The following is a 26,362-nucleotide window of genomic DNA, read 5'->3' as shown; positions in this document are numbered from 1 at the left end:
GAATATAGAATGAGTTAAAAGCGAGAAACAAAGTTCGCTAGGAACAACTCTCGCAATAAAGAGAGAAACTCATAAAAAAGAGTATCGAGAAGTAAGTTATCAGAAAATAAGTTCATAAGATGAGTCTTAAAAAATCAAAGTGAATTTTGATAATAAAAACGATAGAGGGGTGTAGCCGAATGGCTACACCCCTTTCTTTATTCAGGATTATAGGACAAAATGTAGCGCAACGGCTACGACATCTCCATTAAGCTTTCTTCCCAATCATCTCTTGCGTAATCTGAATCAGTACGGCAATCATCTTATGGAAAGCATTCAAGTTCAGATATTCATAAATTCCGTGGAAATTATCTCCACCTGTGGAAAGATTCGGACAAGGGAGCCCCTTGTAGGAAAGACTTGCTCCGTCCGTCCCTCCGCGAATCGGACTGACGATTGGGGTAATCCCTTCTTTTTCAAAAGCGGTCTTCGCAACATCGATAAGGTACATATGGTCTTTTACCTTCTCTGCCATATTGAAATAACTGTCCTTTACCTCCGGCTCAAAAAAAGCCCCCTTTGCATTATATTTTTGATTTAATTTTTCCGCTACATCCAGAAAAATCCTCTTCTTCTCTTCAAATTTTTCTCTATCATGATCACGGATAATGTAATTCATCTCCGTAAGACTCTCGTCCCCTGCCATATCGCACAAATGGAAAAATCCCTCATAGCCCTCTGTATTCGCAGGAGTAAATTGCGGAAGCATGCTGTTAAACTCCATAGCCAGGAGTAAGGAGTTCAACATCTTATCCTTTGCGGAACCGGGATGTACATTGACACCGTGAATCTTCAGCTTTCCGGAAGCCCCGTTAAAGTTTTCGTACTCTACGCCGCCAAGCTTTCCACCGTCAACCGTATAGGCAACATCCGCACCAAAACCTTTTACATCAAAGATATCCGCACCGCAGCCTACCTCCTCATCCGGTGTAAAGCCGATACAAATGTCTCCATGCGGAATCTCCTTATGCTTCTGCAAATACTCTACAAGCGCCATAATTTCAGCAACACCGGCCTTATCATCCGCGCCGAGAAGTGTTGTTCCGTCTGTTACCAGTAAATCATCTCCGACCTGCTCCAAAAGCCTTGGAAAAATCTTCGGAGAAAGCTTCTCTTCCTCATTTAATACAATATCCGTTCCGTCATAGTTCTTTACAATACGGGGATTGACATTTTTCCCTCTTGCTGACGGAGAAGTATCCATATGGGCAATAAGCCCCAAGGCGGGAGTTTTCGCCTTTTCTTCTCCACTCAGATTAGAAGGTAATTTTCCGTAGACATAGCAATGCTCATCCAGACGAACATCGGAAACTCCCATTTCTCTTAATTCCTTTTCCAAAACTTTGGCAAGGTCAAATTGCTTTTCACTGGAGGGAATCACATCCCTGTCCGGTACGGACTCCGTATCAATTTTTAAATACGAAATCAAACGTTCTACTGCATCCATATTTTCTCCCTTCTGCAAATAGTGAAAGTCTTAAGTACTGCTTACTGTACCGTCTCTTTCACTCCAATGATCCTCTCTTAAATAACTGTCCTCGGAAACCGGGCGTAAATCTTCCAAAACATAGGGGGTTTCCTGATAAACAAAGTTCAGCCAATTGCTATAAATACAGTTTGAGCCTGAACGCCAGGATAAAATCGGCTTCTTTTCCGGATCATTATCCGGATAATAATTTACGGGCACATCCGGATTTAATCCTCTTCCGAGATCCCTCTTGTATTCTTTATCGAGGTCATAGCGATCATACTCCGAGTGTCCCGTGACAAAAATCTGTCTGGAGGAGCAAGCTAAAATGATGTAACTCCCGCACTCCTCACTGTCTGCCACAACATAGAGCTCCTTATTGTTTTTCAGTGCTTCCTCATCCAGCCCGGTATAGCGAGACTGCGGTACAAAAAACTCGTCATCCATTCCTCGCATCAGCATTTTCTTTCGGTGCAAGACTCTATGCTTATATACCCCGCTAAGCTTCTTCTCTAACAGGACCTTCCGAATTCCGTAATGATGGAACAGTCCCGCCTGTGCCCCCCAGCAGATATGGAAGGTGGAAAATACATGTGTTTTAGACCAATCCATGATCTCTTCCAGTTCTTTCCAATACTCCACCTCGGAAAAATCCATTTTCTCCACAGGCGCTCCGGTAATAATGAATCCGTCAAAATAATCTTCTTGTACGTCCTTAAACTCCAAATAAAATGCATTTAAATGGGTAGAACTGGTATGGGTGGATTTATAGGTGGACACCTTCATAAAGCTGATTTCTGTCTGAATCGGGAAATTGGAAAGTACACGAAGCAAATCCAGCTCCGTATCTTCCTTTAACGGCATCAAGTTCAAAATCACAATTTTTAAAGGACGAATATTCTGGGAAATCGCCCTATTTTCATCCATGACAAAAATATTTTCCGCCTCTAAAATAGGCTTTGCCGGTAAATTGTTTTGAACCTTAATTGGCATAATTCCCTCCTATGTTCTAGCTGCTTTAAATCCTATAATCCAAAAAGTTTGTATAATGCCGCCTGGTCTCGTACTGCCTGCCAGGTAGCGGAACTTCCTCCCGTCACCACCAGCAAATTCTTCCCGTTTTTTCCTTTTCCGCTACTTACAACACAGAACTTGGACTGGCTGACATAACCGGTTTTGGCCATTTGGACATTCGCTCCGCCGCTGTCCAGGGTCTTGATTCTTTGTAAGAAAAGGTTTGTAAACTTCAGTCCCTGTGGATGCTTATTCGTAGGCGCAATCTGGTAATTCTCCGTCATAAGAACTTCTCTCGCCGTCGGGTTTTGCATGGCAACCGCCATAATCTGTCCCATATCCTTTACCGTCATATGGTGTGTGCTGTGATAAAGGCCGGTTGCATTTTGGAAATGGCACTGATTGGATAAGCCCATTTCCTTCGCCCGTTTATTCATAAGCTCCGCAAAAGCGGCTTCCGAGCCTGCTACTTCCTTACAAAGAGCCAGCACGGCATCTGCACCGGAGGGGAGAATCACACCGTAAAGAAGATCCTTCACCGGAACCTCTTCTCCTACTACAAATCCGCAATTACTTGCCCCTCTCTGCTGAATATAACTGACTATATCCTGTGTAATCGTTAATTTCTTGTTTTTATCCGAAAGCTTTTCCGCACAAAGCAGCAAGGTCATCACCTTGGTCATAGAAGCGGGATTCATCACCTGTGAAGCATTTTTTTCTCCCAGAATACTTCCGTTATCTAAATCAAATACGACAGCATAAGCCGCATCAATCTCCGTGCTTAAGTTTTTTGTTGCACTCGTGTTGGAAAGCTGCGCCAAATTACGAAGAAGTGCCGGTGTCTGTGTTGCAGAAGGCGAGGTATTGCCATTTCCGTTATTGGCTGCAGGAGACGCATTTCCTCCGGTAGCCGTTTTTCCATTTTCATACAAAATATCCTCTATATAACGATAAGTCGGGTCATTGCCCCTGCCTACTCCGTTTCCATTTACGGAAACAGGACCGTAATCACTTATTCCGTAAACCCGTTCCTCGGAAAAAGACGCAAACGGAAGAAGTAGGGACAAGCTAAGAAGAATAGAGACACTCCTCCCTATCCTTTTCCTCTTCAAAAAGGACTTCCCTGTCCTCTTCTCCGGCAAAGTGCTTTCGTTTAATTCATAACGAGTATCGTGCGCAAAGCGTGCGATATCTTGTTGATTTCCTTTATCCATTGTTCCCTCAATTTCATCTTATCTTAAAGCAAATTAGCAATAGCTCTGCTCTTTGTATTCCGGCCATATCTTAAAATGATAATCGTCCATCCGGAAAAGTACAAGAGATAAAGCTTACAATATTCTATAGATTTAAGGACAAAGAGAAGAAAGAACGAATTCTTTAGAGAACTGACTCTATGTAAATAGACATGGTAAAAGAATATTCAGCTATCTCCGTGATTCAGTCCACCGAAATCCGATCTTTTATCTTGGCAAAAGTTTTCTCTCCTATCCGCTTCACATTCATAATTTCTTCAATACTGGAAAATCCGCCGTATTCTTCCCGATAGGCAATGATACTGCTCGCAGTGGATGGCCCGATTCCCTTTAAGCTCTGCAGTTCTTCGGAAGTTGCGGTATTGATATTGATTTTTCCGCTCTTCTTCTCGGAAACAAGTTCTTTCACCTGCTCTTTTACTGAGCCATTTTCGGTTTCATCCTCTGAATCTTGTATCGCATGCGAGCTGTTCTCAGCCGCAGATTCTGTCTTCTTTTCCATGGCGTCTATCTCTTTTTCTATGGCGTCTGTCTCTTTTTCCATGACGTCTGTCTCTTTTTCCGTAGCTTCTGCAGCTTCACTCTGCTCTCCTGCCCTCCCCTGATAAAGCACTTTTTCACCGCTCTCCTTTACGGAAAGAAAAAGATACAGCAAGCTGCAAAGAAGAAAAAGGAGTAAACAGAACTTTCCCTTTCTTATCCATTTTTTGCCTTTCGGAACCATAAGCGCTCCTTTCTAAAGAAAAGATAATCATTAATTGGTATGAAACTGAAACTTTCTTTATAAAAAGATACAATATGAACTTGCAATAGAGAGAAAAATGAAACTAAAAAATCAAAAAATGAAACTGAAAATAAATTGAAGAATGAAGCTGGAGATAAATTGAAAAATGGAGTTTTGAAAACAGAAAAAAAGGAAGTTAAAACGAGATGAAAAATAAAAAACTGAATTGATAACAAAATACGAATCTGAACGAAACGAGCGAAAAAACGAACTTTATAAGAGTTGTGGAAATAAGTATTGTATAATCGAATTAATAGTAGCATATAATCAAAAGAAGAGAAAGCTCTTTCTTCCTGAACGATTGGCTTTTGGCCCTGAATTTAGCCAAAAGGGAATTGGGTAAAAAGTGACTAAACCATAGTGTCTCCTTGACTTTAAGGCCTCTTTTTGCTAAATTCACCTTGATATTATTTTTTATTTTTTCTGTGATTTCAGGTTTTTCTTTTATTTTTTAGGAGCATCATTCTTGCTTTATACGGGGAGACTACGCTATGGCATTCATCAATCTTGTTCGTTTTGACGGTTTAAAAAGTAGGGATTGGCTGATTTACAAATATCCATCAGAAGATTTGGTGCTTGGTACTCAGTTAATTGTTCAGGAAGGACAAGCTGCCGTTTTTGTAAAAAGCGGTCTTGTGGCGGATGTTTTTTATCCCGGTACCTACACTCTTGCGACTGAAAACTTACCCCTTTTAAAAGGATTAATCAATCTTCCTTTCGGAGGGAGAACCCCCTTTAGTGCAGAGATATACTTTGTCAATACAACCGTACGTTTAGATATTCACTGGGGAACCAATGATCCTATTCAATTAATTGACCCTAAATACTATGTAAAGCTCCGGATACGCGCATTTGGACAAATGGGTTTACGTGTTTTAGATGCCGTTCGTTTGTTCAAAGAACTAATCGGAGGAATGCAACAGGCGGATATTGTCAAGTTTGATAAAATCAAGGAGTACTATAGAGGATTATTGGTTATCAAAGCAAAGTCAGCCATTGCCGAGACCATCATTAATAACGGGATATCCGCACTCGAAATTTCCGCAAAACTTGAGGAAATTTCCTTAAAGGTAGAAAATCAGATTGCTCCGGAATTTGAAAAATATGGATTTACGGTAATAAACTTCTTTGTTCAATCCATTAATTTCCCTGATGAAGATTTCGAAAAGATTAATAAAATTTTGGAAGACAAAGCCGCTTTTGAGATTATGGGTGAAGGTAGGTATGTAACCAAGCGCTCTTTCGATGTTTATGAGGGAGCCGCCAACAATAAAAGCGGTGTGGCCGGTGCTTTTGCAGCCGGGGGTATAGGTCTTGGAGCAGCCATGAATATGGGAGCCGCCATGGGACAAACCGTAGGAAATCCCATACGTCGGGAAGAAACCAAAACTTGTGTTTCTTGCGGAGCGCAAATCCCTATAAAATCCAAATTCTGCCCTGAGTGCGGATTCAACAACAGTGAGATAATCTGTTCATGCGGAAATAAGCTTGCACCGGGGGCAAAGTTCTGTCCCGAGTGCGGAAAGAAGGTCGAATAATGCAGAAAAAAGCTTTGACGATAGGATTGTCCGCTTTTGCAACAATCTTTTATTTTGTAATTATTCTGTATATTTTCTTTGCTATCCTTCATATTGATGCATTGAAAAATTTTGAAACCGCTCTGGCTTTTGAGCTCATAGGCTTCATTCTGCTACTCTATTTTATACTTGGAAATATCATCCTAAAGCCGATTAAAACAGGTTTTTATATTCCTCTATTGATTACAACTGTGGCTTATACCGTTCTTCTGGACGGGCTCAATATAGCCTTTATTGTAACCATGCCAAATGCTTATTTTGTCTTGGTACATTTAATTCTATTGTTTATTTATTGTATAATATCGATTCCTATGTATATAATGGGAAGAAGATAAAATTTTAGGAGGATTATCACAATGGCAGAAAACAAATGTCCACAATGCGGAGCACCACTTGATCCACAGGCTACAGAATGCAAGTTTTGTGGTGAAAAATTGGCTGTACAACAGGCAGCACAGCAATTTCAACAACAATCGCAACAATATCAGCAACAGGTACAGCCACAAGTAGTGATTCAACAGGTTGCGCCACAACCGGTATATTATAGTGCTATCAATCCCGCTTGGCCTGTAAAGAGCAAAGTTGTAGCCGGCATATTGGCTTTATTATTGGGCGGTCTTGGGATACACAAGTTCTATCTGGGAAAAATCGGCATGGGCATCTTGTATCTTCTGTTCTGCTGGACCGGAATTCCTGCCATTATCGGTTTCATCGAAGGACTCATCTATTTGTGTTCCAGTGATGAGAATTTCCAATTGAAGCATCACGTAAGAATCGTATAAAACTATGTGGAAAACTTTCAAATTCATCTATTGGTTAATGATGTCGTTATTGTTTCTTCTCTTACTTTGGAGGGAAAAGAAAATCAACGAACTCAAACCTATTGATATCTAGGCGCTAAAAAAGGGGGAATGTAATCCCCCTTTTTTTATAGGTTTATGAATCATACAATGGGCAATTTTAAGTTTTCTAAAACTTTCTTTATTTAATGCAGAATGCTCTATTTCTGTAATATGATGCATTATCTGTTTCTGTAATTTTCGCTTACCTTCTCCCAGTCCAAAACGGCAAAGAAGTTTTGCAAGTACTCTCCTCTCAAATTCTTATACTTTAAATAATATGCATGCTCCCATACATCAATCGCGAGGATTGGTGTGTGATGTCCCTCTTCCATCAGCGGGTTGTTCTGATTCGGTGATTTCGTGGCGTAGAGCTTTCCCTCTTTATCAGCGGCTAAAAAAGCCCAACCGGAACCGAACTGTCCGAGTGCCAAAGTCTGTAAAAGCTCTTGCAGCTTCTCGAGTGAGCCGAAGTCCCTTTTGATGGCCTCCTCCAGTTCCGAATCCGGTTTCGTATTTTTCTTCGGACTCATCGTGGAGAAATACAGATTATGGTTATAATATCCGCCCCCATTATTCTGTAAAGCATTTCTTAATGCTTCATCCGAAACGGAAGACAGAGAAGACAAAATCTCTTCTACCGATTTTCCGCTTAAGCCCGCCTTTTCTACGGCATCGTTAAAGTTCTTAGTATAGGTGGCATGGTGCTTCCCATAGTGGGTTTCCATTGTCAAAGTATCAATGTGCGGTTCCAAAGCCTCAAAAGTATAATCCAATTTTACTTGTTCAAACATCTTATTTCCTCCTTAAAAAAATGACTATCCGTATTCAAAAATGCTTACCCCGCTAAGCATTTCATGCTCTGCTACAAGTATAGCAAAACCCCAAGGGAAATGTCTAAAAGTTATATAAAGCTAATATTATATTTATAAATTCTATTCAAATAAATATTTACAGGAGGTAGCAACGGAAATTGTGGATTTAACGGAGTTTCGCGATTAAAACAGACTTATACTCTTCTCTCAATCTCTTACTCCACCGCATCCGCCATGATTTTTAGAATGCCATAAGAAATGGAAAGGAGTAAGCGGCTGTATTTATTTTTGCTTTCCGTAATCGCAGTCTCCGCCCTTTGAAAATACAGGGCGATTATCTTTTGGTCTTCCATCCTTCTGAATCCCGTCCTTTATCTTCGTTTAATAATCCAGCGCATAATCCAAGTTAGGGCTATCCAAATGAGTGCACTCACCCCGCAAATCAACACCCAAGCCTTTCGATCATTCATAAGGGGAAGTGGTACATTCATTCCGAAGAAGCCGGTAATTACCGCAAGCACACTCAGTAAAATTTCAAAAATCGTTAAGGTGCTCAGGTTGTTATTCAAGTCATTATTCAAAATATTGTTGTAGGAATCCAAAAGCTGGCGAGCCACAGTAGAGAGAAGCTCCGTCATGGAAACCAGCTGTCTGGCTTCCACCATGGCATCATCAAACTGTGCCATCTCCTCTTCGTTAAAGCTACGGTATATGGCATGAGCCTGTATATGTTCCAAAAGCAAGCGATTTTGTGTAGCCGCAGAATGTAGGTAAATCATCCCCACCTCCAAATCGGAAAGGGCATAAAGATTCCGCTTCGTTGTTTTCTTCCGAAGCAAATGATTTATCTCATCCTTTTGCTTATCCAGTCGCTCAATTACGGGGTAATAGGCATTGGAAATCATTTCCAAACCTGCAAAAAGCAGGGTGTAAATAGAAAGCTCTTCGTTCGTATCCACATAGGAACACATTTTCTGAATAATATAGTCATTATCCTCGTTACTGATGGTCAGCAGACGATTTTTCTGTACAATAAAAGTCATCGGAACCGTTTCATAGTATTCCTTGTCTTTTTTTGACTCCAGAACGCTGTAAATAAAGGTTACAGTTCCGTCCTCCCGATCATAATCCATGTGAGCATGCTCATTTTCATCCAAAGCATAGTCAATAATTTTCGGATCAATATCATACTCTTCGTAGATTTTAAACTTCTCTGTAATTTCTTGAGAATCAATATTAATCCATGTGGCAATGTTACTAAGCTTCTTACTTACCTGCATTTTTCCCTACTTCTATTTTCCTGAATTTCCTTTTGCTTTGCCGCTGATAGGGCAAAGGCGCGATACCTCCTTATTATACGCCAAATTCCACTTCTTCTGTACTTAAAATTTCCGCATGTCCTTCAAGATCTTCATAGACGGTAACAATACTTAATTTTGTTTCCGAAGTAGGCGTACTTGCCTTTTCAAAACATAAAAACGCATAATTCGCTCTCTAAGTACTGTAGATATCTCTTCTGTGCCCGGCAGTCAATGCAAGGATAACCAGCTCCTCATCTTGTATAAGACAGAGTAAACGATAATCTCCGATTCTATACCGCCATTGTCCACTTTTGTTAGCGGTCAGCCCCTTTCCATGCGCTCTCGGATTTTCACAATTTTGCAAATTTTTTACAATCCACGATTTGATCATCTGTTGTGTGTATTTGTCCAGTTTCTTGAACTCTTTATCGAATCGAGCAGTGGTTTCTACATGGTAGCTCATAGATTCAATTCCTTCCAGAGTTCCTCAATGGGTCTGGACTTACAGCCGGTATTCTTATATTCCTGATAGGCTTCATTGGCAAGACTGATATCATATTCCTCTTCAATGCGTTCAAATAAAGCCCTTTTAAATGCCTCTCCTAACGACATTGCATGAAGCTTTGCATAACTTTCTGCGAGTGCTTTTTCCTCCTCATTCATTCGAATTGAAAATGCCATGATTTCACCTCTATTTCTAAAACTGCTTAGTTTATTGTACAGCTAAACTATGTGAAAGTATTATACGTAGTACATTATACTACTCTCGTTATTTCTTATCAACTCTAAACAGTTTCTGCTATACTACTAAAAAAGGAGGGTGCTATGGCTTGTCAATGGAAAAACAGCAGTGCGGAAATGATTTCCTACCACGATAAAGAATGGGGCGTTCCCACCCATGAGGATCAAAAACTCTTTGAATATTTGCTTTTGGAATCCATGCAGGCCGGGCTTAGCTGGGCCTTGATTCTTCGAAAAAGAGAAACTTTTCGAAGTTCTTTTGCCGGTTTCTCCCCGGAAAAAGTCGCGGCATTCACGGAAGAAGATATTGCAAGAATCATGCATACGGAAAATATGATTAAGTCCGAGCGAAAAATCAGAGCCATGATTCAAAATGCCAAGGCATTTTTAGCCCTGCAAAAAGAAGAAGGAAGTTTTGACAGCTATCTTTGGAGCTTTTCCGGTGGAAAGAGCCTTTGCTACCGGGGACATGAAAAAGGAGAAATGCCTGCTAAAAACACTCTTTCCGAGACAATCAGTAAGGACTTAAAAAAACGGGGCTTTCAGTATACCGGCCCCGTCATTGTCTATTCTTTTTTACAAGCCTGCGGAGTCATTAATGACCACGAAGAGAACTGCCCCTGCTATCAGGCACTCCGTAAGGCTTATCCCTATCAGGAGGTGGAAGAAAGGATTCCTTAACTTCTGAAACTTTCTAATACAGTAAAGCAATCGCCTCTTTGATGCAATCTTCGCAGCTGCAAAGAGGCTTTTCTTTGCCTATGCCTCTTAAGTCTTTGCAGATGCTAGCTCCGCAGCGCTTCTCAAAGTCCTGAAAAAGATGGGCAGCTTCCACCTGCACCATTGGATTTCCCTTATTTTTCATGGCTAAAACCAGATTTGCCCCAATCAAGGCTCCGCAGGTACCCTCTAAAGTTCCCAATCCTTCAATAAGCCCCGCAGAGAGAGAAAGCAGAAGCTCCTCGGGCAGATTTAATTCCTCTTGATAGGCAAGAAGCACCAGCTGTCCGCAATTCTTTCCAGACGCTAAGCCTTCCATAGCTAGTGACTGTTTTTCTTCTAAAGATTGTTTCATGATTTCTCCTATTCATTTAAACGACTATTGATAGGAAATTTCTTTTCCTTTAAAGCTAATTGATTTTTATGCAAAGCAATACTCGACTACCTGATTCCCTCATAATGCGTCCACATCCGGGCAACCTGTACAATGCCTTCATAAGATACATTATTTTCCATGAGTTGTTCTGCGTATACTGTATAGACTAACCTATGCTGAATATTAATTCTTCTGGAATAAAATCCGCTTAAATTCCCCAGCAAACTCTCGTAAGCTGGGGGATTTTTAAATGGATCTTCTGCAATGATATCAAGTAAAAGCTTTGCCTTTTTCTCCAAGCCTGCACTCTTAAGGAGTTTTTTGTCCTTATCTGCATTTTTACTGAACTTTATCAAATACATTACCACTCCTCATTAGGATCATAACTTGTACATTCCGATAAATCTTCTTCCTTTGACGCCAAAATACTTTGGCTCAACCCCGGAATACTATTCAAGTACAACGTTTCCTGAATAGCCTTCCAATCCTCTTCTCCAATCAAGACCGCATTTTTACCTCTATTGTTGGTAATCGTGATTGGCTGAGAAGATTCATTTACCTCTGAAACCGTCTGATACAGGTTTGCTCTTACCTTAGTAATACTAATTGAAGTCATTGCTTATCTCCTTGTATTCTTATCTTCTTTCCGTACTGCATTTTTCATAAGTTTTTCTACGCCTCATTATACCGTACTTTATCACGTACGTCAAAATGCGTTTTATGATAGACAAATCAATTCTCATGATCTACCTCTATAAGTTCATGTACCTTGCCCTTACCATCATGCAATTCCTTTATAGATTTTTTCAGCGAACGCATATTGCTTTCTGAATAGAAGGGGTCAACACTTTGTCGTCCTATCTCATAAATTTGCTCTAACGTGATTCGCTCCGTATTTTTCTCAACAGGAAAGTCTTCAAATCCGGAAAGACTGACCAGCCAGTAGCTTTTATTCTTCGCAGGAAATGGCTTTGCCTTTTCCAATAATTCTTGGTAAACCACCGCATCTATTTTTTGATTTCTCCACTTTACCTCGGCAAATAAATAGCGGTCCTTTCCATCAAAAGCAAGTAAATCAATTTCAGATTCCTTCTTTCTGATTTTGTCCGTTCCCCACCAGTTTCCATAGTCTTCCGATAGGAAGTCCAACTCTCCTTTTCCCAGTCTTTGTTCAAAATATTCTATAACAATCTGCTCAAATACAGTCCCCATATATTCATTCAGTTTCGGCTCAATCTGCTTCTCGTATACAAGCTCTCCCAAATCCATATTGAGCAAGTTCATATTTTTCTGTACGAAACAGTACCAAAAGCGAAACATCGTATCCTTGATCCGATAAATAGGGCGCTTACTTTTACGGTCTAAAACCGGTGTTTTCTTCTCAATGATTCCAAGCTCCAATAAGGAATTCAGATAATGACTGAGTCCCCCGCTTTGCATATTCAATTTCGTTGCAATTTCATTTAACTTGCTTGCCCCTGCCGAAATCACAAAAAGAATATCATTGTAAAGCTTGGGTTGTCTCAGCTCTTGCTTCAAGAGATTATCGGGCTCTTCGAATAACCTTCCGCTGGATTTCAGGAAATTACGAATAATATTGCTTTTTAAATCTACATTTTCATCAAAGAAGCTTAGGTATTCCGCAATCCCCCCGGTAATGCCATAGACTATTGCCTTATCTCTATAACTATAGGAAGCGACAAATTCTGCCGCTTCCAAATAGCCAAAGGGCTGAACCTTTAACTGGCTTGTCCGTCGTCCGTAAAGCGGACTTTTGTAACCCAGTACCTGATTTTCCATGAAGCTCATGGAAGAGCCGCACAAAATCAGGAAAAGCCTGCTCTTTTCCCTATACTCATCAATCAGTTTTTGTAGCAGGGAGGAAATATGCTCCGCACTTTGGGCTAAATAGGGATACTCATCGATGACAAAAACGATTCTATGCTCTTCTCCGTAGGCAAACAAATAGCGAAGAGCTGCCTCAAAATCCTGAAAATCCGGAAGCCCCTTTAGATTCCCGCAAGCTTCATAGATAGCTTGTGACAAAAGACTCAGGTTAATCAGCGCATTGGATTCCAATGCCACAAAATAATAGCCTCTTTTTCTTTTTAAAAACTCTTTAATCAGGTAAGTTTTCCCTACTCGTCTTCTGCCGTAAATAACCGATAAAGCGAAAGTGCCTTTCCCGTATTCCTCTTCTAATTCTCTTAGTTCGAATGCTCTTCCTATAAAGCGCATAAATCCACCTCCTGGCAAAGAGATATCGCGTATACTCATGATACTCTCCAGGAACATTATAGGATGCAAGAACGTAATATGCAATAACATACTATTGCATATTACGTTCTTGCATTTTTACTTAGCAGGATGCCTCCGCCCTGTTTTTATTTTACAAGAAATACTCTGCCTCGCCGGCAATTATTTCTTCTCCAAAATCTCTATCGACTTTCCCTCATTGTTATAATCCGGTTATTTTTATTTTTTATAACGATATCATCAAAGGATGGAGGTTAATCATATGAGTATCCTATTAGAAACAAAAGGACTGACAAAAAAATATAAAAATGGGATTGCGCTAAATCATGTTTCAATTCAAGTGGAAAAAGGTACAGTTTATGGTCTGTTGGGTCCTAACGGTGCCGGAAAATCCACATTATTAAAAATAATTACAAGATCAATTCCCAAAAGCTCAGGTGAAGTGATATTTGAAAATCATCCATTAAATACAAATGATGTAAAGAATATTGGAGCGATTATTGAGCATCCGGCTATTTATCCTAATTTAACAGCTTATGAGAATTTAGAGGTTATTACCACTTTACTAAATATTGATAGGCAGAAAATTGATGAAGTACTTATGATGGTTTCATTGACGAATACCGGCAAAAAGTTAGCAAAAGAGTTCTCTTTAGGTATGCAGCAGAGACTCGGCATTGCCATGGCACTAATTAACAGTCCGTCATTACTTATTCTTGATGAACCGACAAATGGGCTAGATCCGTTGGGAATACAAGAATTAAGAGAACTGATAAAAATGCTTTCAGGTCAAGGGATTACAATAATCTTGTCAAGTCATATTTTGAGTGAAGTGGGACAGATTGCGGATAGAATTGGAATTATTAATAAGGGACTTTTACGCTATGAAGGACAAAATACCAATCCGTCTAAGCTGGAAAATTTATTTATGGAAATTGTTAGGAAAGATGTGATGAATAATGATTAAGATGCTTAAAGTAGAATGGATTAAAGAAAAGAGAGCTGCTAATTCAACACTAAAATATATAGTCCCCGTTATTTTTCTGCTATTTAATCTTTTTATGGTTAATCTCATGGGACAAAGCCCTGAAGGAAGAAGTTATTTAATGGCTACAGCATTTAACTGGTATCCTGTTCTGATTTTACCTATTGTATTAAGTCTACTGGTCGTTAATATTGTCAGTAAAGAGAAAGAAGAGCATCTTGCTTTTCAACGAAGACTGAATCTAAGTGTGGAAAAGATTTTAATCGCCAAGAATGAAATGGTTATTCTTGAATTATTTGTAATTTTGATATTGTCATCGATAGGAATTTATTTAGTAGGAAGATTCTTCTTACAAGAGGAAATTAGTCTGAAAATCATGTTCTTAGGCACCTGTTGTTTATTTGTTGGAAGTTTGCCTATAATTGCTTTATCTTTTTTATTTATAAATTATTTAACAAAAAGTATTTAGTGATTTTAATTAATTTCATATTTACCTTTCCATCGGCAATGATTGCTGTAACATCCTATTGGAAATTTTTCCCTTGGGCTTACAATTTGCGGATACTATGTCCGATTATTGAGGTTCATCCCAATGGAACTTTTTTAGAAAAATCATCGCCGTTAACATCTATGAACGCCGTGTTTGTCGGATTAGCGTTAAGCGTCATGGTGTATATCCTAATAACAGTTCTAAATATAGGAATGGAAAGAGGAAAAAGTCATGTTTAATATTTTAAAGTCTTATTGGATAAGAACCAAAAGAACGCCGTCCAGAATGGTTATTATTTTGTGTCCTTTACTATTTACCGGTCTTTTTATTGTATATCTTCTAAGTTCCACAAGCTTAAAAGGAGTAGAGCTTGCCTACTTTTTTGGAGCTTATACGATCTTAGCAGGCTTTTCTATCAGCTTTTTTATCCCCATGTTATATGAAAACGATAAAAAAGCCGGGAGCTATGCCAATGATTTAAGAATAGGCATTTGTCGAAAAAAATTGTTTTTTGCCAAATATTTATTTATCTTTATATTGCTACTTACTATTGAAGGGATAGCACTATTACCCTTTTTATTGTTTTTATATTTTTATGGAATCAAGATTCTAATATCAGATTTAGAAGTTTATACGATGATCGGGTCTGTAGGATTGATTAGTATGGTACCGTTTTATCAATTTTTAAGTTTAAAATTTGATTATACCGGTTCTATTTTGCCAGGTACTATTTTTACTTTGGCTGCCGTACTTTTAGGCACAACAGATTTAGGAAGTGGCATATGGTATTACTTCCCATTTGTTTATCCAATACGACTTCTATATGGATATGTCTGTCATTCTTTCAATTTAAACACTATTATTTTTTATCTTTTTCTATCTTTTTTTATTTCATTTGTAAGTGTGAGTATATGTTCATTTTGGTATAATCAATGGGATGGAATCAGTAAAATGGAGGAATAAAAGGCATGAACCTTCTCATAATAGATGATGATAAAGATTTGCTGAAATTATTACAGTTGACCTTTGAGAAAGAATATAATGTCGTTATTTGCGATTCGGCACTCAAAGTTGATCCAAGTAATTTATATAAATACGACTTGATTATTTTAGATATCATGATGGAAGAAATGTCCGGTTTTGATTTTTTAATCAAATACAGAAATGTCTTAGATATTCCTATTATTTTACTTACCGCTAAAGACTTCGAAAAAGATAAAGTCGAAGGGTTTGCATTGGGCGCAGATGATTATGTAACAAAACCATTTTCTATTGCTGAAATTAGAGCAAGGGTAGCTGCACATATCAGAAGAGAAAATAGAGAAAAGCATTCAAAACTTATAGATTATCCGATATCTTGCGATCTGCTTTCAAAAAAATTTTATTTTGATGATGAAGAAATCAGTTTCACAAATAGCGAATATGAAATCTGCGAATTTTTATTAAAAAATAAAAATCAAGTTTTTTCTAAAGAAAAAATTTATACGGCAATTTATGGTTATGATAAGGAGGGTGATAGTTCTACAACGATTACCGAAAGAATCAAATTAATAAGAAGTAAATTTGAGCCATATTGTATAAATCCTATAAAAACGGTTTGGGGAGTTGGTTATCAATGGGAAATAAAAAAGTTTAAAATATTTAATCAGCAAATATGCAATTATGGAGTTAGTATATAGTTTTTCTATCATTGTATTATTTTATGTAGGATTAAATGTATTATTAAATGCCGGGGTAGTATATCCTGCCAACTATGCGGACATTCAATCGGAAAAAGTAGAAGCAGGCTTTAAAACAGAAGGTTGGACACCGGATGAAATACCATATTATTATGATTTTTTATATTTGAAAGATGGAAAAATAATAGAAAATACTATTGATAAAAAATATGATGATTTAGTACAGCAGGCCATAAAAAACGGAAGGGCCATCAGTGATGAAATTATAGGATCAAATGTTTTTAAGGCTTATATTAGTGGAAATAGACAACTGGTAATAAGATACAGAGTTAATGTTATATTTACCAATAAAAAGCTTTATAAACTCTTTGAAAATTTCGAGTGGGGGTATATTGTTTTTATACTGACGATTTGGTTTTTGGGATTTGCTTTGCTTCTCATTCGCTCATCAAATATATTAAAAAGGGAAATCCACAAAATTGCTATGGCGAATGATAACATCCGTCGGATGGATTTGGATTATGAGAGGGAGCATTCTAAGTATAAAGAAATAGAGGGAGTACTGGTTTCGGTTGATGTACTAGCTGAAAATCTTAAGAAATCTCTTGGTAAGCAATGGGATATGCAAGTTAAGCAAAAAGAGTTGGTGGAACAACTTACACACGACATAAGAACACCGATAACACTTATTAAAGGCAATTTAGAATTATTAAAAGAAGAGCATAGGGATGTATCGTCCGAAAGATTTGCAGATATTTCAAATGGTATTGATAGACTGGAAAAGTATATTGAAAATTAAAAAATTTTCTTATGCGATGGAAGGGAAAAAAGATGTTGTCAGTAATGAAGTGATTTTATATTGGATTGAGGTAATGTCCGGTATATGTAGGTTAAATGATCTGAATTTAGAAATAATAAAAAGTGACTCCAGCAATATTAGGTTAGATAAAGAGGAAGTCGCTGTAGCACTGCAAAATATAGTTACCAATGCGGTCGAATATTCTAAAAAAGGTTCTAAAATAACAGTAGAGTTTAAAGATGAACCTGAAGAATTTATCTTGACAGTAAGAGATGAAGGAACAGGCTTTAATAAAGACTTATTACCTTTACTTACAGAAAAATTTATTTCCGGCAAAGCAAAAGATAAGTCTTATAAACATGGGTTAGGCCTATGGGTAGTAAAGAATATTGTCATGGCAAATAATGGAAACTTATATTTAAATAATTATGGTAGAGGGATTTCCGGGGCAGAGGTCAAAATGGTTTTTTATAAAGAATAAGCTATAAGTATAAAGTAAGTGACCATCCAAGTATTCATATCGTAAGAAAAAGGGCGAAAAGAACTTCTAAATCAGCTAGAGTTCATTTACAAAATGCAATATCGTATTATGCAATAATATACTTTTGCATAATACGATATTGCATTTTTACTTAGCAGGATGCCTCCGCCTTGTTTTTATTTTACAAGAAATACTTTGCCTCGCCAGTCACTACTTCTTCTCCAAAATCTCTATCGGCTTTCCCTCATATAAATAAATCATGCCGTCGTAGCGCTGAACAGGTTCACTTTTCACCCGATAAGAATTCGGGAAAAATCGCATAACGAAAGTGTATCCCTCTCCCAGCTGTAACATTTTCATAGGGTTATGAATCAGCTGATAGACTTTGCTTTTCTCGTCTGTAATACCTGAAAAATACAAGGCATATTGCTTTCCCTTTGCAAATCTTGCCTGCGCAGCTAAGGGGTCTACGGAAACAAAGCTCTGCACTGTTCTCTTAGCTTCTCCAAGCACCTTGATATTGTCTGTGACTTTCCACACGTCCGTTCCGATGGCATAATAGGCTTCCCCGAAGTCCTTGGTCAAAAGCACGCCCATGCTGTTATAAATCGGATTTTCCTTCTGAATATGTCCGTCATGCGCAGAAATAACAAGCTTTCCGGAACCAATTTTTTGCTCTATTTCCAGGATTTTCTTCACATTTTCTTCCATATCCCGGTCCCGAAGGACAGAGGAATCCTCTTTGGAAAGCCAGGTTTCCGCCGCTTGGCGAACGGTATTTAACTCCATCAGAAAGTCTTGCCGCTCCTGAAACTCCTTCTTTTCTGTACTATCCTGATTGTCTTCTAAGCCTTGCTTTTCTTTAGCCTCCTGCTCATTCGCTATGTTTCCCGTCTCCTTCTGCGCCTCTTCCGGGCTCTTCTCCGCCTTTTCCTTTAAGCTGTCCAAAAAGGCAATCACTTCTCCGGCATTCTTTTCATTTAAACTGAAATTCTCATCCTTAATGCAGTCCAGATTTTTTGCAAACTCCTCTTCGGTCGTCAGCTTGTGAGACAGGCTGTATTCCTTTAAAAAAGCATGGCTTCCCTCCGGATCCTGCATATCAAAGCCGTAGAAACGGACCTTCTTCTCTTCCGGAGCACTTTCATTCCACTCCCGCATCCATGAAATCAGCTCTGCCATTTCTTTAGTATGGTAAATGGGAAAGGCGAACTTCTGTACCATTTCCTCTGCACTTCCTTCCCCTCCTTGAATAAAGCGGTTGATTTCCGCGCATTCTCCATAATCCGCTTCCAGAGCAAATGCAGTAAAGCCCTGTTTCTCCACCATTTCCTTGAAAACAGACAGCTTCAACTCCTGCATTTCTTTACAGCCATGGGCAGCCTCTCCGATAGAAAGAATAGAAATATTCTCCGGTATATACTCTGCGGAGAGGGGCTTCATTTCCGCCTGAACTTCTTTGATTTCGCGGTGAGCCTGTAATTCCTCGAACTTTAATTTTCCAAAATAAAGCAAAATACAGACAAACAGAAAGGCTAGCAGCGCAAGAACAATTTTTCCTGCAAGTTTCAAAAGTTTCCCTATCATTTTCATCTCTTTCTTCCTCACTTTCCCTGTTCCAAAACCAAACGCACTCTAAGAGGATTTTCTCATTTCACAATCCGCACCCGTTCTGTAAAAAATATCTTCCTATTCTACTATCCGCGTATAGGCTTTCTTGGTCAGCCGAAAAATCACAAGATAAACCAGCGCAAAGACAAGAAGTACCGCGGACAAACAGCCGGCATAAAGGGTCAGGCTTCCCACTCCGAAAAGTCCCAGTAGCCTGAAAACAATCTTGGAGGCTACGAGGCAGTGAAGGGTAGCCACCGCTAAGGGGCCGAAGAACAGCCATAGAATCTGAGCCGCTCCGGTCTTCTGAATCAAACGGTCGGAAAGCCCCAGCTTCTTCATGATTTGCATCTTTTCTCTGTCTTCATAGCCTTCGCTGATTTGCTTGTAGTAGCTGATTAATACGGTGCCTGTCAGGAAAATGATGCCAATCAGCACTCCTAGGAATAAAAATCCGCCGTTTAATTCATACTGCGATTGCAGGTACTCTTCTTTATTCTCTACCGAATACCGATAGTTTCCCTTGAAATTTTTTTCCGAAAACGCCTTCAGCTCTTTCTTTAAAGCTGTGTACTTCGGCTGATATGCCTCCTTGGAAATCCCTTTCAGATTCCAATGGGTGCTAAATTCGATGGCAGTGGATTCACTGCGATGCTCCTCCGGCTGTAAATATTTTTCTATATACTGCATCGTAGCAAGGTCCCGCACCACAATACCGTAGCTTCCTAAAGCCACCATATCCACCGGTAAGATATTCTGAATTTCGCTCACCTGAAACACCCGGTCTCCGATTTTCAAACTGCTCGGATTCTTCAGCATATTTCTATTGTTGCAAAGCAGGATTTCATTTTCTCCTAAAGTAATGTGCTTTTGAAAACGGGCATTGTAGCCGGCTAAATCATAAAGAATAATCATATTGGGGTCTTTAGCATTCGCCATGTTCTCTTGATTTTGGACAGGCAGGATTTGACCGTCCTCTACAAACCCTCCCGTAGCAAGCGTTGCCATGCTATATAAACCCTCTACCTCGGTGGGCGAATTCACGCTTTCCAGCACCATTTGGTTTAAAGACTGCTTCAAGTCTTCCCCTTCCTTTTCCGGATAGGAAAATGGGGAAAGCTCCATACTGTATTCTCTGGAAAATAAACTGTTTCCCTTATTCTGAATATTTGCATACATACAAATGGTGGTGGCAAGGCTCAAAATCACTCCTGTACTTAAGATGGAGATGCTCGCAAGGGAAACCGCATTTCCCTTGATACGATAGAGAAGTCCGCTGATGCTTAAGAACTTCTCCGGCCTGTAGTAAGAAGGGCGCTTTTTCTCCATTTTCAAAAGCAGTACGGAAAAGGAAATATACAAAAGATAGGTCGCAAAAATTACTGCCAGTACTGCAAGGAAAAAGTAATTAAAGGAAGACAGTAAGCCTTGGATAAAAAGCGCAATCCCGTAACCGACACCGAGTAACAGGAAGCCTAGTAGAGAAAGAATCACTCTCGACTTCGGTTCACCCTCCCCCTCATGTTCTTTTTGTAAAAGCTCCATCGGGGTAGAAAAGGAAATCCGAAAACTACTGCGGAGCAAGGTGAAAAGATAGAGGACAAAGAGCAAAACCGTAGTATAGAACAGAGCGGTAAAGCTGAAGGGAAAGTCCATCAAACTCTCCGCCACGTCTTTCATGATGAAATTCAGCATGAGAAAGACCATTTGCCCAAAGAGATATCCGCCCACAATGCTCAGTACCAGGATAAAAGCAAAAAGACAGAAAAATTCAATGGCAATAATCTTTCGGATATGCTTCTTCTCCAAGCCCAATATGCCATAAAGGGCAAATTCCTTATTTCGTTTCTTCAGCATGAAATTGACTGCATACTGGATAAAAATAAAGGTAAAAATGCAAAGAAGAATCGTACCGACTCGGATAAAAAGGGGCAAATCCCTATGACGGGTTTCTACGTAATGATTTTCCAGTAAAGAAGCCATGATAAAGAAAAGCATTCCCATAATCCCGGAAGAAAGTACAAAGGGTATTTCTAAAAGCCGATTCGCCAGCAGATTTTTCAAGGCGAAGCGTCTTGCCATAAAAAAACTCATGCCTATGCCTCCCTTCCTTTTCTCTCTGTGAAAGCATCTTTTGGCGCCATCTCCGTTGTCATCTCCGTTGCCATCTCCGTTTGCCTATCGTAAAGACTATCAGGGCGAAGCGCATTCTGCTGCTTGCTCAGTACAAGCTGCGCCTCGGAGATGCGTTCCATAAAATCACGCTGTCCTTCCTCATTTCCCCGATAAATCTCATGAAAAACCACACCGTCTTTGATAAATAAGACTCTATCGGCATAAGATGCCGCCCGAAGAGAATGGGTTACCATCAAAATAGTCTGTCCTTCTGCATGAATCTTATGAAAGAGCTGTAAAATCATCTCTGAAGAGGCGGAATCCAAAGCGCCTGTAGGCTCATCCGCAAGAAGGAGAGAGGGGTTCGTGATGATGGCTCTGGCAATGGCGATACGCTGTTTTTGTCCGCCGGACACCTCATAGGGATATTTCTCTAAGAGTTCCTCTATGCCCAGAATCCCCTGCATTTTCGCTAAGCGCTCCTGCATCAGGCTTTCTTTCTCTTCCGATAAAACAAGAGGAAGGAAAATATTATCCCGGTTATTGAACTGATCCAAAAGATTAAAGTCCTGAAAGACAAATCCGAGCTCTCTTCTTCGAAAAGCGGAAACTTCTTCTTTCTTGAGATTCCCCATGTCCTTTCCGTTTAATAAAAGAACGCCGGAACTGGGGCTGTCCAAGGTAGCAAGGATATTTAAGAGGGTAGTCTTTCCTGCACCGGACTCTCCCATAATCGAGATAAACTCCCCCTTTTCCACGGAGAAATTCACATCCCGAAGAGCTTCCGTGCTAAGATTCTTGGTCTGATAGACTTTCTTGATATTTTTACATTCTAAAATGGACATTCGTTTTAAACTCCCTTCTACTGCCTAGCTTCCTTTCCTTTTCAAAAAGCCTTGAAACAAGAAGAAGTATAAAACGAATATCCTAATTTTGCCTTTATTTAAAATGACAAAAAAGGTGGGAAACTTACAGAATTGTAAGATTGAAAGAGGAAACGGCTTTTAATTGGCAAAGAATAGTGAGTTCTAGCCTCTCCATTAAAGATAGAAAAAGTACATTCCTATCATCAGCTTGGAAAACGCAACGTGAAGCAGCTTCCCACTGCCACGGTAGATTCCACCGATACGCTAATCTGTAAAAAACCGGCAATCTTTTGCACCATATAGAGTCCCAGACCACTGGACTTCTCCGTGGCTCTTCCATTAAAGCCGGAATAGCCCAAGTCAAAAATCTTCTTTAAGTCGGAGGAAGGAATCCCGATTCCCGTATCCTGTATCCGAAGATAAGAACTTTCTCGGTCAAAAGAGAAGGTGATACTGCCTTCTTTCGTGTACTTTAGAGCATTGGAAAGAAGCTGCTCTAAGAGAATCGAAAGCCATTTTTCATCACTAATCACTTCCGCCTTTTCTCCGCTGCCATCCGTGCAGAACCCCTCATAATGAAGGGAAAGTTGTTTTTCAATAAAAATGGGAGCGTACTTTTTAAACAAACGTTTTAAACAGGCTTCCAAATCCACCGGATGAATATCCATATCGGCGGAACGGTTCTGCATTTTCAAATAATTCATCGCCATGTTGCTGTACTCTTCAATATAAAACATTTGCTCTTCGAGCTTCTTTTTATGCTCACTATCCGTTTTTCGAAGAAGGAGCTTGGACACGGTAATCGGTGTTTTAATCTGATGCACCCAGAGAAGAAAATACTCGGAAAGCTCCCTCTTTTCCTCTATCCTCCTGCGTTCTTCTTCCTTTTTCTCCCTTTCCAGCCGTTCCAAAGCTTTTTCCAGACTTTCCTTCCGGACAAAGGAAAAGTAACCAAGGATCAGATAAATAAAGAGCAAAAAGCTGCTTAGCTCCGCCCCTAAAACAAAGTAATTCCAAGGCAAATGCCCAAAGAAAAAAATTCCTCCAAAAATGGACAGCAAAAGCAGGAAAAAACCGAAGAGCTCATATTTCGTTTGAAGATAAGCTTGAATCTGCTTTTTGATTTGCATAATGTTTTGCTGTCTCCTTTTTATAGTTTCTTTTCCAATGGTAACTTTTCAAAGTAGTGGTATTTCTGAATAGCGATTTTTCTATATAACAGCATATTTTATAGTACTTTCGTAAATAGCGTTTTCTTGTACTACAACACTTTTTCTATATCATTACTTTTCTAACGCTAAAAAATACCCAATCCCTTTCTTGGTTTGAATCAAATCCTCTAAGCCTACGGCAGAAAGCTTCTTTCGAAGCCTTGTGATATTAACGGATAGGGTGTTGTCATCCAGAAAGTCCTCTCCCTGCCAACAATGGTTCATAATTTCCTCTCTTTTTGAAATTCCGCCCTTGGCTAAGAATAAGCACTCCAAGATAAGCAGTTCCGTCTTTGTTAAATCAATGTTGAATCCTTCTCCCTGAAGAACCGCCTTCGCTAAGTCCAGCTGCAATCCCTGAAAAGAAAGCTTGTCCTGCACCGCGGTGTATTCGTAGGTTCTTCGAAGCAACGCCTGTATCTTCGCCCTTGTCACATATAAATCAATGGGCTTCACGATATAATCATCCGCCCCGAATTGCATGGCCTGCACCATGTCCATGGACTCGCTGTGGGACGAAAGAAAGAGGATGGGGACATGGGAAAACTTACGGATTTTTTCCGTCCAATAAAATCCGTTATAACAGGGTAAGCTAATGTCCATAAGAATCAGTTCAGGATTTCCTTCTTCCACTTCATCGCTCACTCTTTGAAAATCCTTTACGGATTCTACCGTATAGCCCCACTGCATAAGTTCATCCTTTAACAGCCTTACAATATTCTCTTCATCTTCTACTATAAAAATCTTCATATTTCCGGCCTCACCTAATCTATCCTTTTTTCCCTTACAGCGCCCTCTTCGGGCAGACCTTTACACATTCCATGCAAAGGATGCAGTCCGTCCCGTTTTTTCTCTTCCTGGAATTATCCGTCATTTCCACATCCATGGGACAGACCTTCTTGCATTTTCCGCAGGAAATGCATTTCGTCTTATCGCAACGAATCCGCACCAGTGAAAAATAACTCATAGGCTTTAGGAATACGGTAACCGGACAGATATATTTACAAAAAGCCCGATTATCCTTGAAAAGAAAAGCCAGCGCTATCCCTACAAGATAATAAGCGAGATTTCCGATAAGGAAAGCCCAAAACATAATCCTTTCCAAGTTTCCTACCTTCAAAAGAAACAAAGTGGAAACAAAGAGGAAAGACAAGGCAAAAGTCAGATAACGAATCCATCCAAAGTTTTTTCTTGGAAGTTCTCTTGTCTTATAGGGCAAAAAATCCAAAACCATGGCAGTCCAGCAGGCATAACCGCAGAAGCCTCTTCCAAAAATCAGCGGCCCGAAGATTTTCGCCACCGCGTAATGAATGGTTGCCGCCTCGAATACGCCAGTAAATAAATAGTACCAAAAGCCCTCAATTTGCATATTTTCCCGGTTGATAAGCCCTAAATAAACAAGCATATAGAGTCCAACCAGAAGCTGTACAATACGGCGGGCATAGGGATATTTTCTTCCGAGCAGAAAAATCCCCAAAGATAGTGAGATTCCGATATAGCTAAAGTTGAAAAGATAAAAAAGATTCTGCTTCGTAAGCCAAAGACTCACCGCCACTGCTTCAAAAACGCCTCCAATCAGAAGTACCAAAGCATATTTTTTCAAGAAATCGCGCAAAGAAAGCTCCTCTCCCGTGTAAATCCATTTTCTTTTTTCGTCCTAGAGGGTAAAATCGGGCTATAGGACTACTCTGAGTTATAGGACAAAATATATTGCCAAAAGTTTGTCTCAGTAAATTGTATGCTTATCGTTTCTTATTTTCAAGTTCTGCCGCGCAATTGTAATTTAATGAAAGGCAACTTATAATAGTTCCGCTATAGAATGACATTTTGTAGAAGAAACCGATCCCCGCTATGTAAACTTTGAATTGGATAGTTACTGGATGGCTGATGCCGGAGTGGATGTTCCCGCCCTAAAGGAGAAACTGGGTGGACAAAAATCCTATAAAGAGTCTGCAAAAAAGTGCAGATTTCATGAAGACGGAATTAACACAATTCGGAAAGTAAGAAAGAAATAGGGGCGAATTGCAAAACATTTACGGGGGCTTGTGCTTATGAATATTGAATATTATGAGAAAACCATACAAAAGATGTATGAAGCAATAGCGGTTATAGAGGGGCTAAAGGATCTAAAAGAGGGAAATACCGAAGAGGGAGCCGAGACCATGTGCAAATTAAAGGAGAAATTCTTACTGAAGTAAACGAAAAATAATCTATATACTTCCTATTCTTTATGGTTGAAGAAACTTAGATGAACTGGTTACTTCGTTTTATAATGACAATGTATTGATAACAAACGAATTTTGATGTATCCTATCATAAAGTCAATAAGCGAAAAAGCAATTTAGAAATATCTGATTGGAGGTACTTTGCATGGCAACAACAAATTTAAACATCAGAACCGATAAGGATATTAAAGAGCAGGCGGATCAAATATTTTCCAAGCTGGGACTGAATATGACTACCGCCATCAATATATTTCTTAGAACAACTATCCGCGAAAACGGGATTCCCTTTTCTTTAAAACTGGATACTCCAAATGAAGAGACGGCTACTGCTATCGAGGAAGGACGCCGTATTGCCTTAGATAGTAGCGTAAAATCCTATAAAACCATGGATGATCTCAAGGCGGCTTTGGAAGTATGAAATACGAAGTCAAGTTCACCAACCAGTTTAAGAAAGATTTTAAACTCGCTAAAAAACAGAATAAAGATTTAAATAAACTCTTCGATGTAGTAAATATTCTAGCAGAAGGCGGCATATTAGAGGCAAAATATCGAGACCATGACCTATCCGGTAAGTATAAGGGTACAAGAGAATGTCATATTGAACCGGATTGGTTGTTAGTATACGAAATTCAAAATGACGTTCTTGTCCTCATACTCTACCGTCTTGGAACTCACTCGGAATAATTTAAGAAATGAGCTGGAAAATTAAACTATTTT

The 26,362-nt window shown here is 39.4% G+C and carries 33 protein-coding genes; 14 read left to right on the top strand and 19 right to left on the bottom strand.

What is annotated here, in order from left to right; genetic code table 11:
• Positions 1-247 precede the first annotated feature (247 nt).
• The 4 genes from pepT to HMPREF9124_RS12550 form a co-directional block, all read right to left on the bottom strand.
• The gene (gene pepT / locus HMPREF9124_RS04040; protein ID WP_009429943.1) at positions 248-1,486 is read right to left on the bottom strand and encodes a peptidase T; all 1,239 of its coding nucleotides are present in this window, start codon (positions 1,484-1,486) and stop codon (positions 248-250) included.
• Positions 1,487-1,516: 30 nt separating this feature from the next.
• A complete protein-coding gene (locus HMPREF9124_RS04035) occupies positions 1,517-2,500 on the bottom strand; it encodes a homoserine O-succinyltransferase (RefSeq protein WP_009428719.1) in 984 nt (327 codons plus the stop codon).
• Positions 2,501-2,532: 32 nt separating this feature from the next.
• A complete protein-coding gene (locus HMPREF9124_RS04030) occupies positions 2,533-3,735 on the bottom strand; it encodes a D-alanyl-D-alanine carboxypeptidase family protein (protein WP_009429256.1) in 1,203 nt (400 codons plus the stop codon).
• 223 nt (positions 3,736-3,958) lie between these two features.
• Positions 3,959-4,498, bottom strand: coding sequence for a ComEA family DNA-binding protein (locus tag HMPREF9124_RS12550; RefSeq protein ID WP_009429081.1), 540 nt, complete (start codon positions 4,496-4,498; stop codon positions 3,959-3,961).
• Between the two features lie 551 nt (positions 4,499-5,049).
• On the opposite strand from HMPREF9124_RS12550, the gene HMPREF9124_RS04020 reads away from it, so the two are divergent.
• The 3 genes from HMPREF9124_RS04020 to HMPREF9124_RS04010 are packed head-to-tail and all read left to right on the top strand — an operon-like array spanning position 5,050 to position 6,917.
• Positions 5,050-6,096, top strand: a complete 1,047-nt coding sequence (locus HMPREF9124_RS04020) for an SPFH domain-containing protein (RefSeq protein ID WP_009429600.1) — start codon at positions 5,050-5,052, stop codon at positions 6,094-6,096.
• Positions 6,096-6,470, top strand: a complete 375-nt coding sequence (locus HMPREF9124_RS04015; protein ID WP_009429547.1) for a hypothetical protein — start codon at positions 6,096-6,098, stop codon at positions 6,468-6,470. Before HMPREF9124_RS04020 ends, HMPREF9124_RS04015 begins: the two co-directional genes overlap by 1 nt.
• Positions 6,471-6,491: 21 nt before the next feature.
• Positions 6,492-6,917, top strand: a complete 426-nt coding sequence (locus HMPREF9124_RS04010) for an NINE protein (RefSeq protein ID WP_009427852.1) — start codon at positions 6,492-6,494, stop codon at positions 6,915-6,917.
• Positions 6,918-7,156: 239 nt separating this feature from the next.
• Here HMPREF9124_RS04010 and HMPREF9124_RS04005 read toward each other — a convergent pair whose 3' ends face one another.
• The 5 genes from HMPREF9124_RS04005 to relB form a co-directional block, all read right to left on the bottom strand.
• Positions 7,157-7,768: a superoxide dismutase gene (locus HMPREF9124_RS04005; RefSeq protein WP_009428102.1), complete on the bottom strand. Its 612-nt coding sequence runs from the start codon at positions 7,766-7,768 to the stop codon at positions 7,157-7,159.
• Between the two features lie 236 nt (positions 7,769-8,004).
• A complete protein-coding gene (locus HMPREF9124_RS11955) occupies positions 8,005-8,142 on the bottom strand; it encodes a hypothetical protein (RefSeq protein WP_009428943.1) in 138 nt (45 codons plus the stop codon).
• Between the two features lie 18 nt (positions 8,143-8,160).
• Positions 8,161-9,069, bottom strand: a complete 909-nt coding sequence (locus tag HMPREF9124_RS04000) for a magnesium transporter CorA family protein (protein ID WP_009428254.1) — start codon at positions 9,067-9,069, stop codon at positions 8,161-8,163.
• A 214-nt stretch (positions 9,070-9,283) separates the two neighbouring features.
• Entirely contained in the window at positions 9,284-9,553 is a 270-nt protein-coding gene (locus tag HMPREF9124_RS03995) for a type II toxin-antitoxin system RelE family toxin (RefSeq protein WP_009428056.1), read from the bottom strand.
• Positions 9,550-9,771 carry a type II toxin-antitoxin system RelB family antitoxin gene (relB, locus tag HMPREF9124_RS03990; RefSeq protein WP_009428573.1) on the bottom strand — a complete coding sequence of 74 codons (222 nt, stop codon included), beginning with the start codon at positions 9,769-9,771 and terminating at the stop codon, positions 9,550-9,552. The genes HMPREF9124_RS03995 and relB overlap by 4 nt, the downstream gene beginning before the upstream one ends.
• A gap of 144 nt (positions 9,772-9,915) precedes the next feature.
• On the opposite strand from relB, the gene HMPREF9124_RS03985 reads away from it, so the two are divergent.
• Positions 9,916-10,512, top strand: coding sequence for a DNA-3-methyladenine glycosylase I (locus tag HMPREF9124_RS03985; RefSeq protein ID WP_009429117.1), 597 nt, complete (start codon positions 9,916-9,918; stop codon positions 10,510-10,512).
• Positions 10,513-10,525: 13 nt separating this feature from the next.
• On the opposite strand, the gene HMPREF9124_RS03980 is transcribed toward HMPREF9124_RS03985, so the two are convergent.
• The 4 genes from HMPREF9124_RS03980 to HMPREF9124_RS03965 form a co-directional block, all read right to left on the bottom strand.
• Positions 10,526-10,906 carry a C-GCAxxG-C-C family protein gene (locus HMPREF9124_RS03980; protein WP_009429643.1) on the bottom strand — a complete coding sequence of 127 codons (381 nt, stop codon included), beginning with the start codon at positions 10,904-10,906 and terminating at the stop codon, positions 10,526-10,528.
• Between the two features lie 86 nt (positions 10,907-10,992).
• A complete protein-coding gene (locus tag HMPREF9124_RS03975; protein WP_009428756.1) occupies positions 10,993-11,289 on the bottom strand; it encodes a Txe/YoeB family addiction module toxin in 297 nt (98 codons plus the stop codon).
• Positions 11,289-11,543 carry a type II toxin-antitoxin system Phd/YefM family antitoxin gene (locus HMPREF9124_RS03970; RefSeq protein ID WP_009428210.1) on the bottom strand — a complete coding sequence of 85 codons (255 nt, stop codon included), beginning with the start codon at positions 11,541-11,543 and terminating at the stop codon, positions 11,289-11,291. Before HMPREF9124_RS03970 ends, HMPREF9124_RS03975 begins: the two co-directional genes overlap by 1 nt.
• 116 nt (positions 11,544-11,659) lie before the next feature.
• Complete coding sequence (locus tag HMPREF9124_RS03965; RefSeq protein ID WP_009428074.1) at positions 11,660-13,165, bottom strand: ATP-binding protein; 1,506 nt, start codon at positions 13,163-13,165, stop codon at positions 11,660-11,662.
• Between the two features lie 280 nt (positions 13,166-13,445).
• Between HMPREF9124_RS03965 and HMPREF9124_RS03960 the strand changes: the two genes are divergently transcribed.
• The 6 genes from HMPREF9124_RS03960 to HMPREF9124_RS12205 all read left to right on the top strand — a co-directional run bounded on the left by HMPREF9124_RS03960 (position 13,446) and on the right by HMPREF9124_RS12205 (position 17,617).
• Positions 13,446-14,150: a lantibiotic protection ABC transporter ATP-binding subunit gene (locus HMPREF9124_RS03960; protein WP_009429914.1), complete on the top strand. Its 705-nt coding sequence runs from the start codon at positions 13,446-13,448 to the stop codon at positions 14,148-14,150.
• Entirely contained in the window at positions 14,143-14,637 is a 495-nt protein-coding gene (locus HMPREF9124_RS03955; RefSeq protein WP_242821552.1) for an ABC transporter permease, read from the top strand. The genes HMPREF9124_RS03960 and HMPREF9124_RS03955 overlap by 8 nt, the downstream gene beginning before the upstream one ends.
• Before the next feature lie 252 nt (positions 14,638-14,889).
• Entirely contained in the window at positions 14,890-15,621 is a 732-nt protein-coding gene (locus tag HMPREF9124_RS03950; protein ID WP_009428584.1) for a lantibiotic ABC transporter permease, read from the top strand.
• Positions 15,622-15,626: 5 nt separating this feature from the next.
• Positions 15,627-16,337 carry a response regulator transcription factor gene (locus tag HMPREF9124_RS03945; RefSeq protein ID WP_009428823.1) on the top strand — a complete coding sequence of 237 codons (711 nt, stop codon included), beginning with the start codon at positions 15,627-15,629 and terminating at the stop codon, positions 16,335-16,337.
• Positions 16,321-17,136 (top strand): histidine kinase dimerization/phospho-acceptor domain-containing protein, encoded by an 816-nt coding sequence (locus HMPREF9124_RS12210; RefSeq protein WP_009428459.1) that lies wholly within the window; start codon positions 16,321-16,323, stop codon positions 17,134-17,136. Before HMPREF9124_RS03945 ends, HMPREF9124_RS12210 begins: the two co-directional genes overlap by 17 nt.
• The gene (locus HMPREF9124_RS12205) at positions 17,126-17,617 is read left to right on the top strand and encodes a sensor histidine kinase (RefSeq protein WP_009428230.1); all 492 of its coding nucleotides are present in this window, start codon (positions 17,126-17,128) and stop codon (positions 17,615-17,617) included. Before HMPREF9124_RS12210 ends, HMPREF9124_RS12205 begins: the two co-directional genes overlap by 11 nt.
• 210 nt (positions 17,618-17,827) lie before the next feature.
• Here the strand turns inward: HMPREF9124_RS12205 and HMPREF9124_RS03935 are convergent, their stop codons facing one another.
• The 6 genes from HMPREF9124_RS03935 to HMPREF9124_RS03910 form a co-directional block, all read right to left on the bottom strand.
• Complete coding sequence (locus HMPREF9124_RS03935; RefSeq protein WP_009429526.1) at positions 17,828-19,210, bottom strand: erythromycin esterase family protein; 1,383 nt, start codon at positions 19,208-19,210, stop codon at positions 17,828-17,830.
• A 96-nt stretch (positions 19,211-19,306) separates the two neighbouring features.
• Positions 19,307-21,322 carry an ABC transporter permease gene (locus tag HMPREF9124_RS03930; RefSeq protein WP_009429286.1) on the bottom strand — a complete coding sequence of 672 codons (2,016 nt, stop codon included), beginning with the start codon at positions 21,320-21,322 and terminating at the stop codon, positions 19,307-19,309.
• A gap of 2 nt (positions 21,323-21,324) precedes the next feature.
• A complete protein-coding gene (locus HMPREF9124_RS03925) occupies positions 21,325-22,188 on the bottom strand; it encodes an ABC transporter ATP-binding protein (RefSeq protein ID WP_009429997.1) in 864 nt (287 codons plus the stop codon).
• A gap of 224 nt (positions 22,189-22,412) precedes the next feature.
• The gene (locus HMPREF9124_RS03920; RefSeq protein ID WP_009428959.1) at positions 22,413-23,339 is read right to left on the bottom strand and encodes a sensor histidine kinase; all 927 of its coding nucleotides are present in this window, start codon (positions 23,337-23,339) and stop codon (positions 22,413-22,415) included.
• Between the two features lie 153 nt (positions 23,340-23,492).
• Positions 23,493-24,170 carry a response regulator transcription factor gene (locus HMPREF9124_RS03915; RefSeq protein ID WP_009429469.1) on the bottom strand — a complete coding sequence of 226 codons (678 nt, stop codon included), beginning with the start codon at positions 24,168-24,170 and terminating at the stop codon, positions 23,493-23,495.
• 34 nt (positions 24,171-24,204) lie between these two features.
• Positions 24,205-25,035 carry a 4Fe-4S binding protein gene (locus tag HMPREF9124_RS03910; protein ID WP_009427898.1) on the bottom strand — a complete coding sequence of 277 codons (831 nt, stop codon included), beginning with the start codon at positions 25,033-25,035 and terminating at the stop codon, positions 24,205-24,207.
• Positions 25,036-25,300: 265 nt separating this feature from the next.
• On the opposite strand from HMPREF9124_RS03910, the gene HMPREF9124_RS12475 reads away from it, so the two are divergent.
• The 4 genes from HMPREF9124_RS12475 (at position 25,301) to HMPREF9124_RS03895 (ending at position 26,329) form a co-directional block, all read left to right on the top strand.
• A complete protein-coding gene (locus HMPREF9124_RS12475) occupies positions 25,301-25,435 on the top strand; it encodes a hypothetical protein (RefSeq protein WP_255348630.1) in 135 nt (44 codons plus the stop codon).
• Positions 25,436-25,471: 36 nt separating this feature from the next.
• Positions 25,472-25,618 carry a hypothetical protein gene (locus HMPREF9124_RS03905; protein ID WP_009428337.1) on the top strand — a complete coding sequence of 49 codons (147 nt, stop codon included), beginning with the start codon at positions 25,472-25,474 and terminating at the stop codon, positions 25,616-25,618.
• Between the two features lie 172 nt (positions 25,619-25,790).
• Positions 25,791-26,063: a type II toxin-antitoxin system RelB/DinJ family antitoxin gene (locus HMPREF9124_RS03900; protein WP_009429361.1), complete on the top strand. Its 273-nt coding sequence runs from the start codon at positions 25,791-25,793 to the stop codon at positions 26,061-26,063.
• Positions 26,060-26,329, top strand: coding sequence for a type II toxin-antitoxin system YafQ family toxin (locus HMPREF9124_RS03895; RefSeq protein ID WP_009429737.1), 270 nt, complete (start codon positions 26,060-26,062; stop codon positions 26,327-26,329). Before HMPREF9124_RS03900 ends, HMPREF9124_RS03895 begins: the two co-directional genes overlap by 4 nt.
• Positions 26,330-26,362 lie beyond the last annotated feature (33 nt).

This window comes from Oribacterium sp. oral taxon 108 str. F0425, from assembly GCF_000214455.1.
GTDB classification, from domain to species: Bacteria; Bacillota; Clostridia; order Lachnospirales; family Lachnospiraceae; genus Oribacterium; species Oribacterium asaccharolyticum.
The sequence above is the reverse complement of the archived record's forward strand: the minus strand, read 5'-3'. Positions and strand labels throughout refer to the sequence as shown.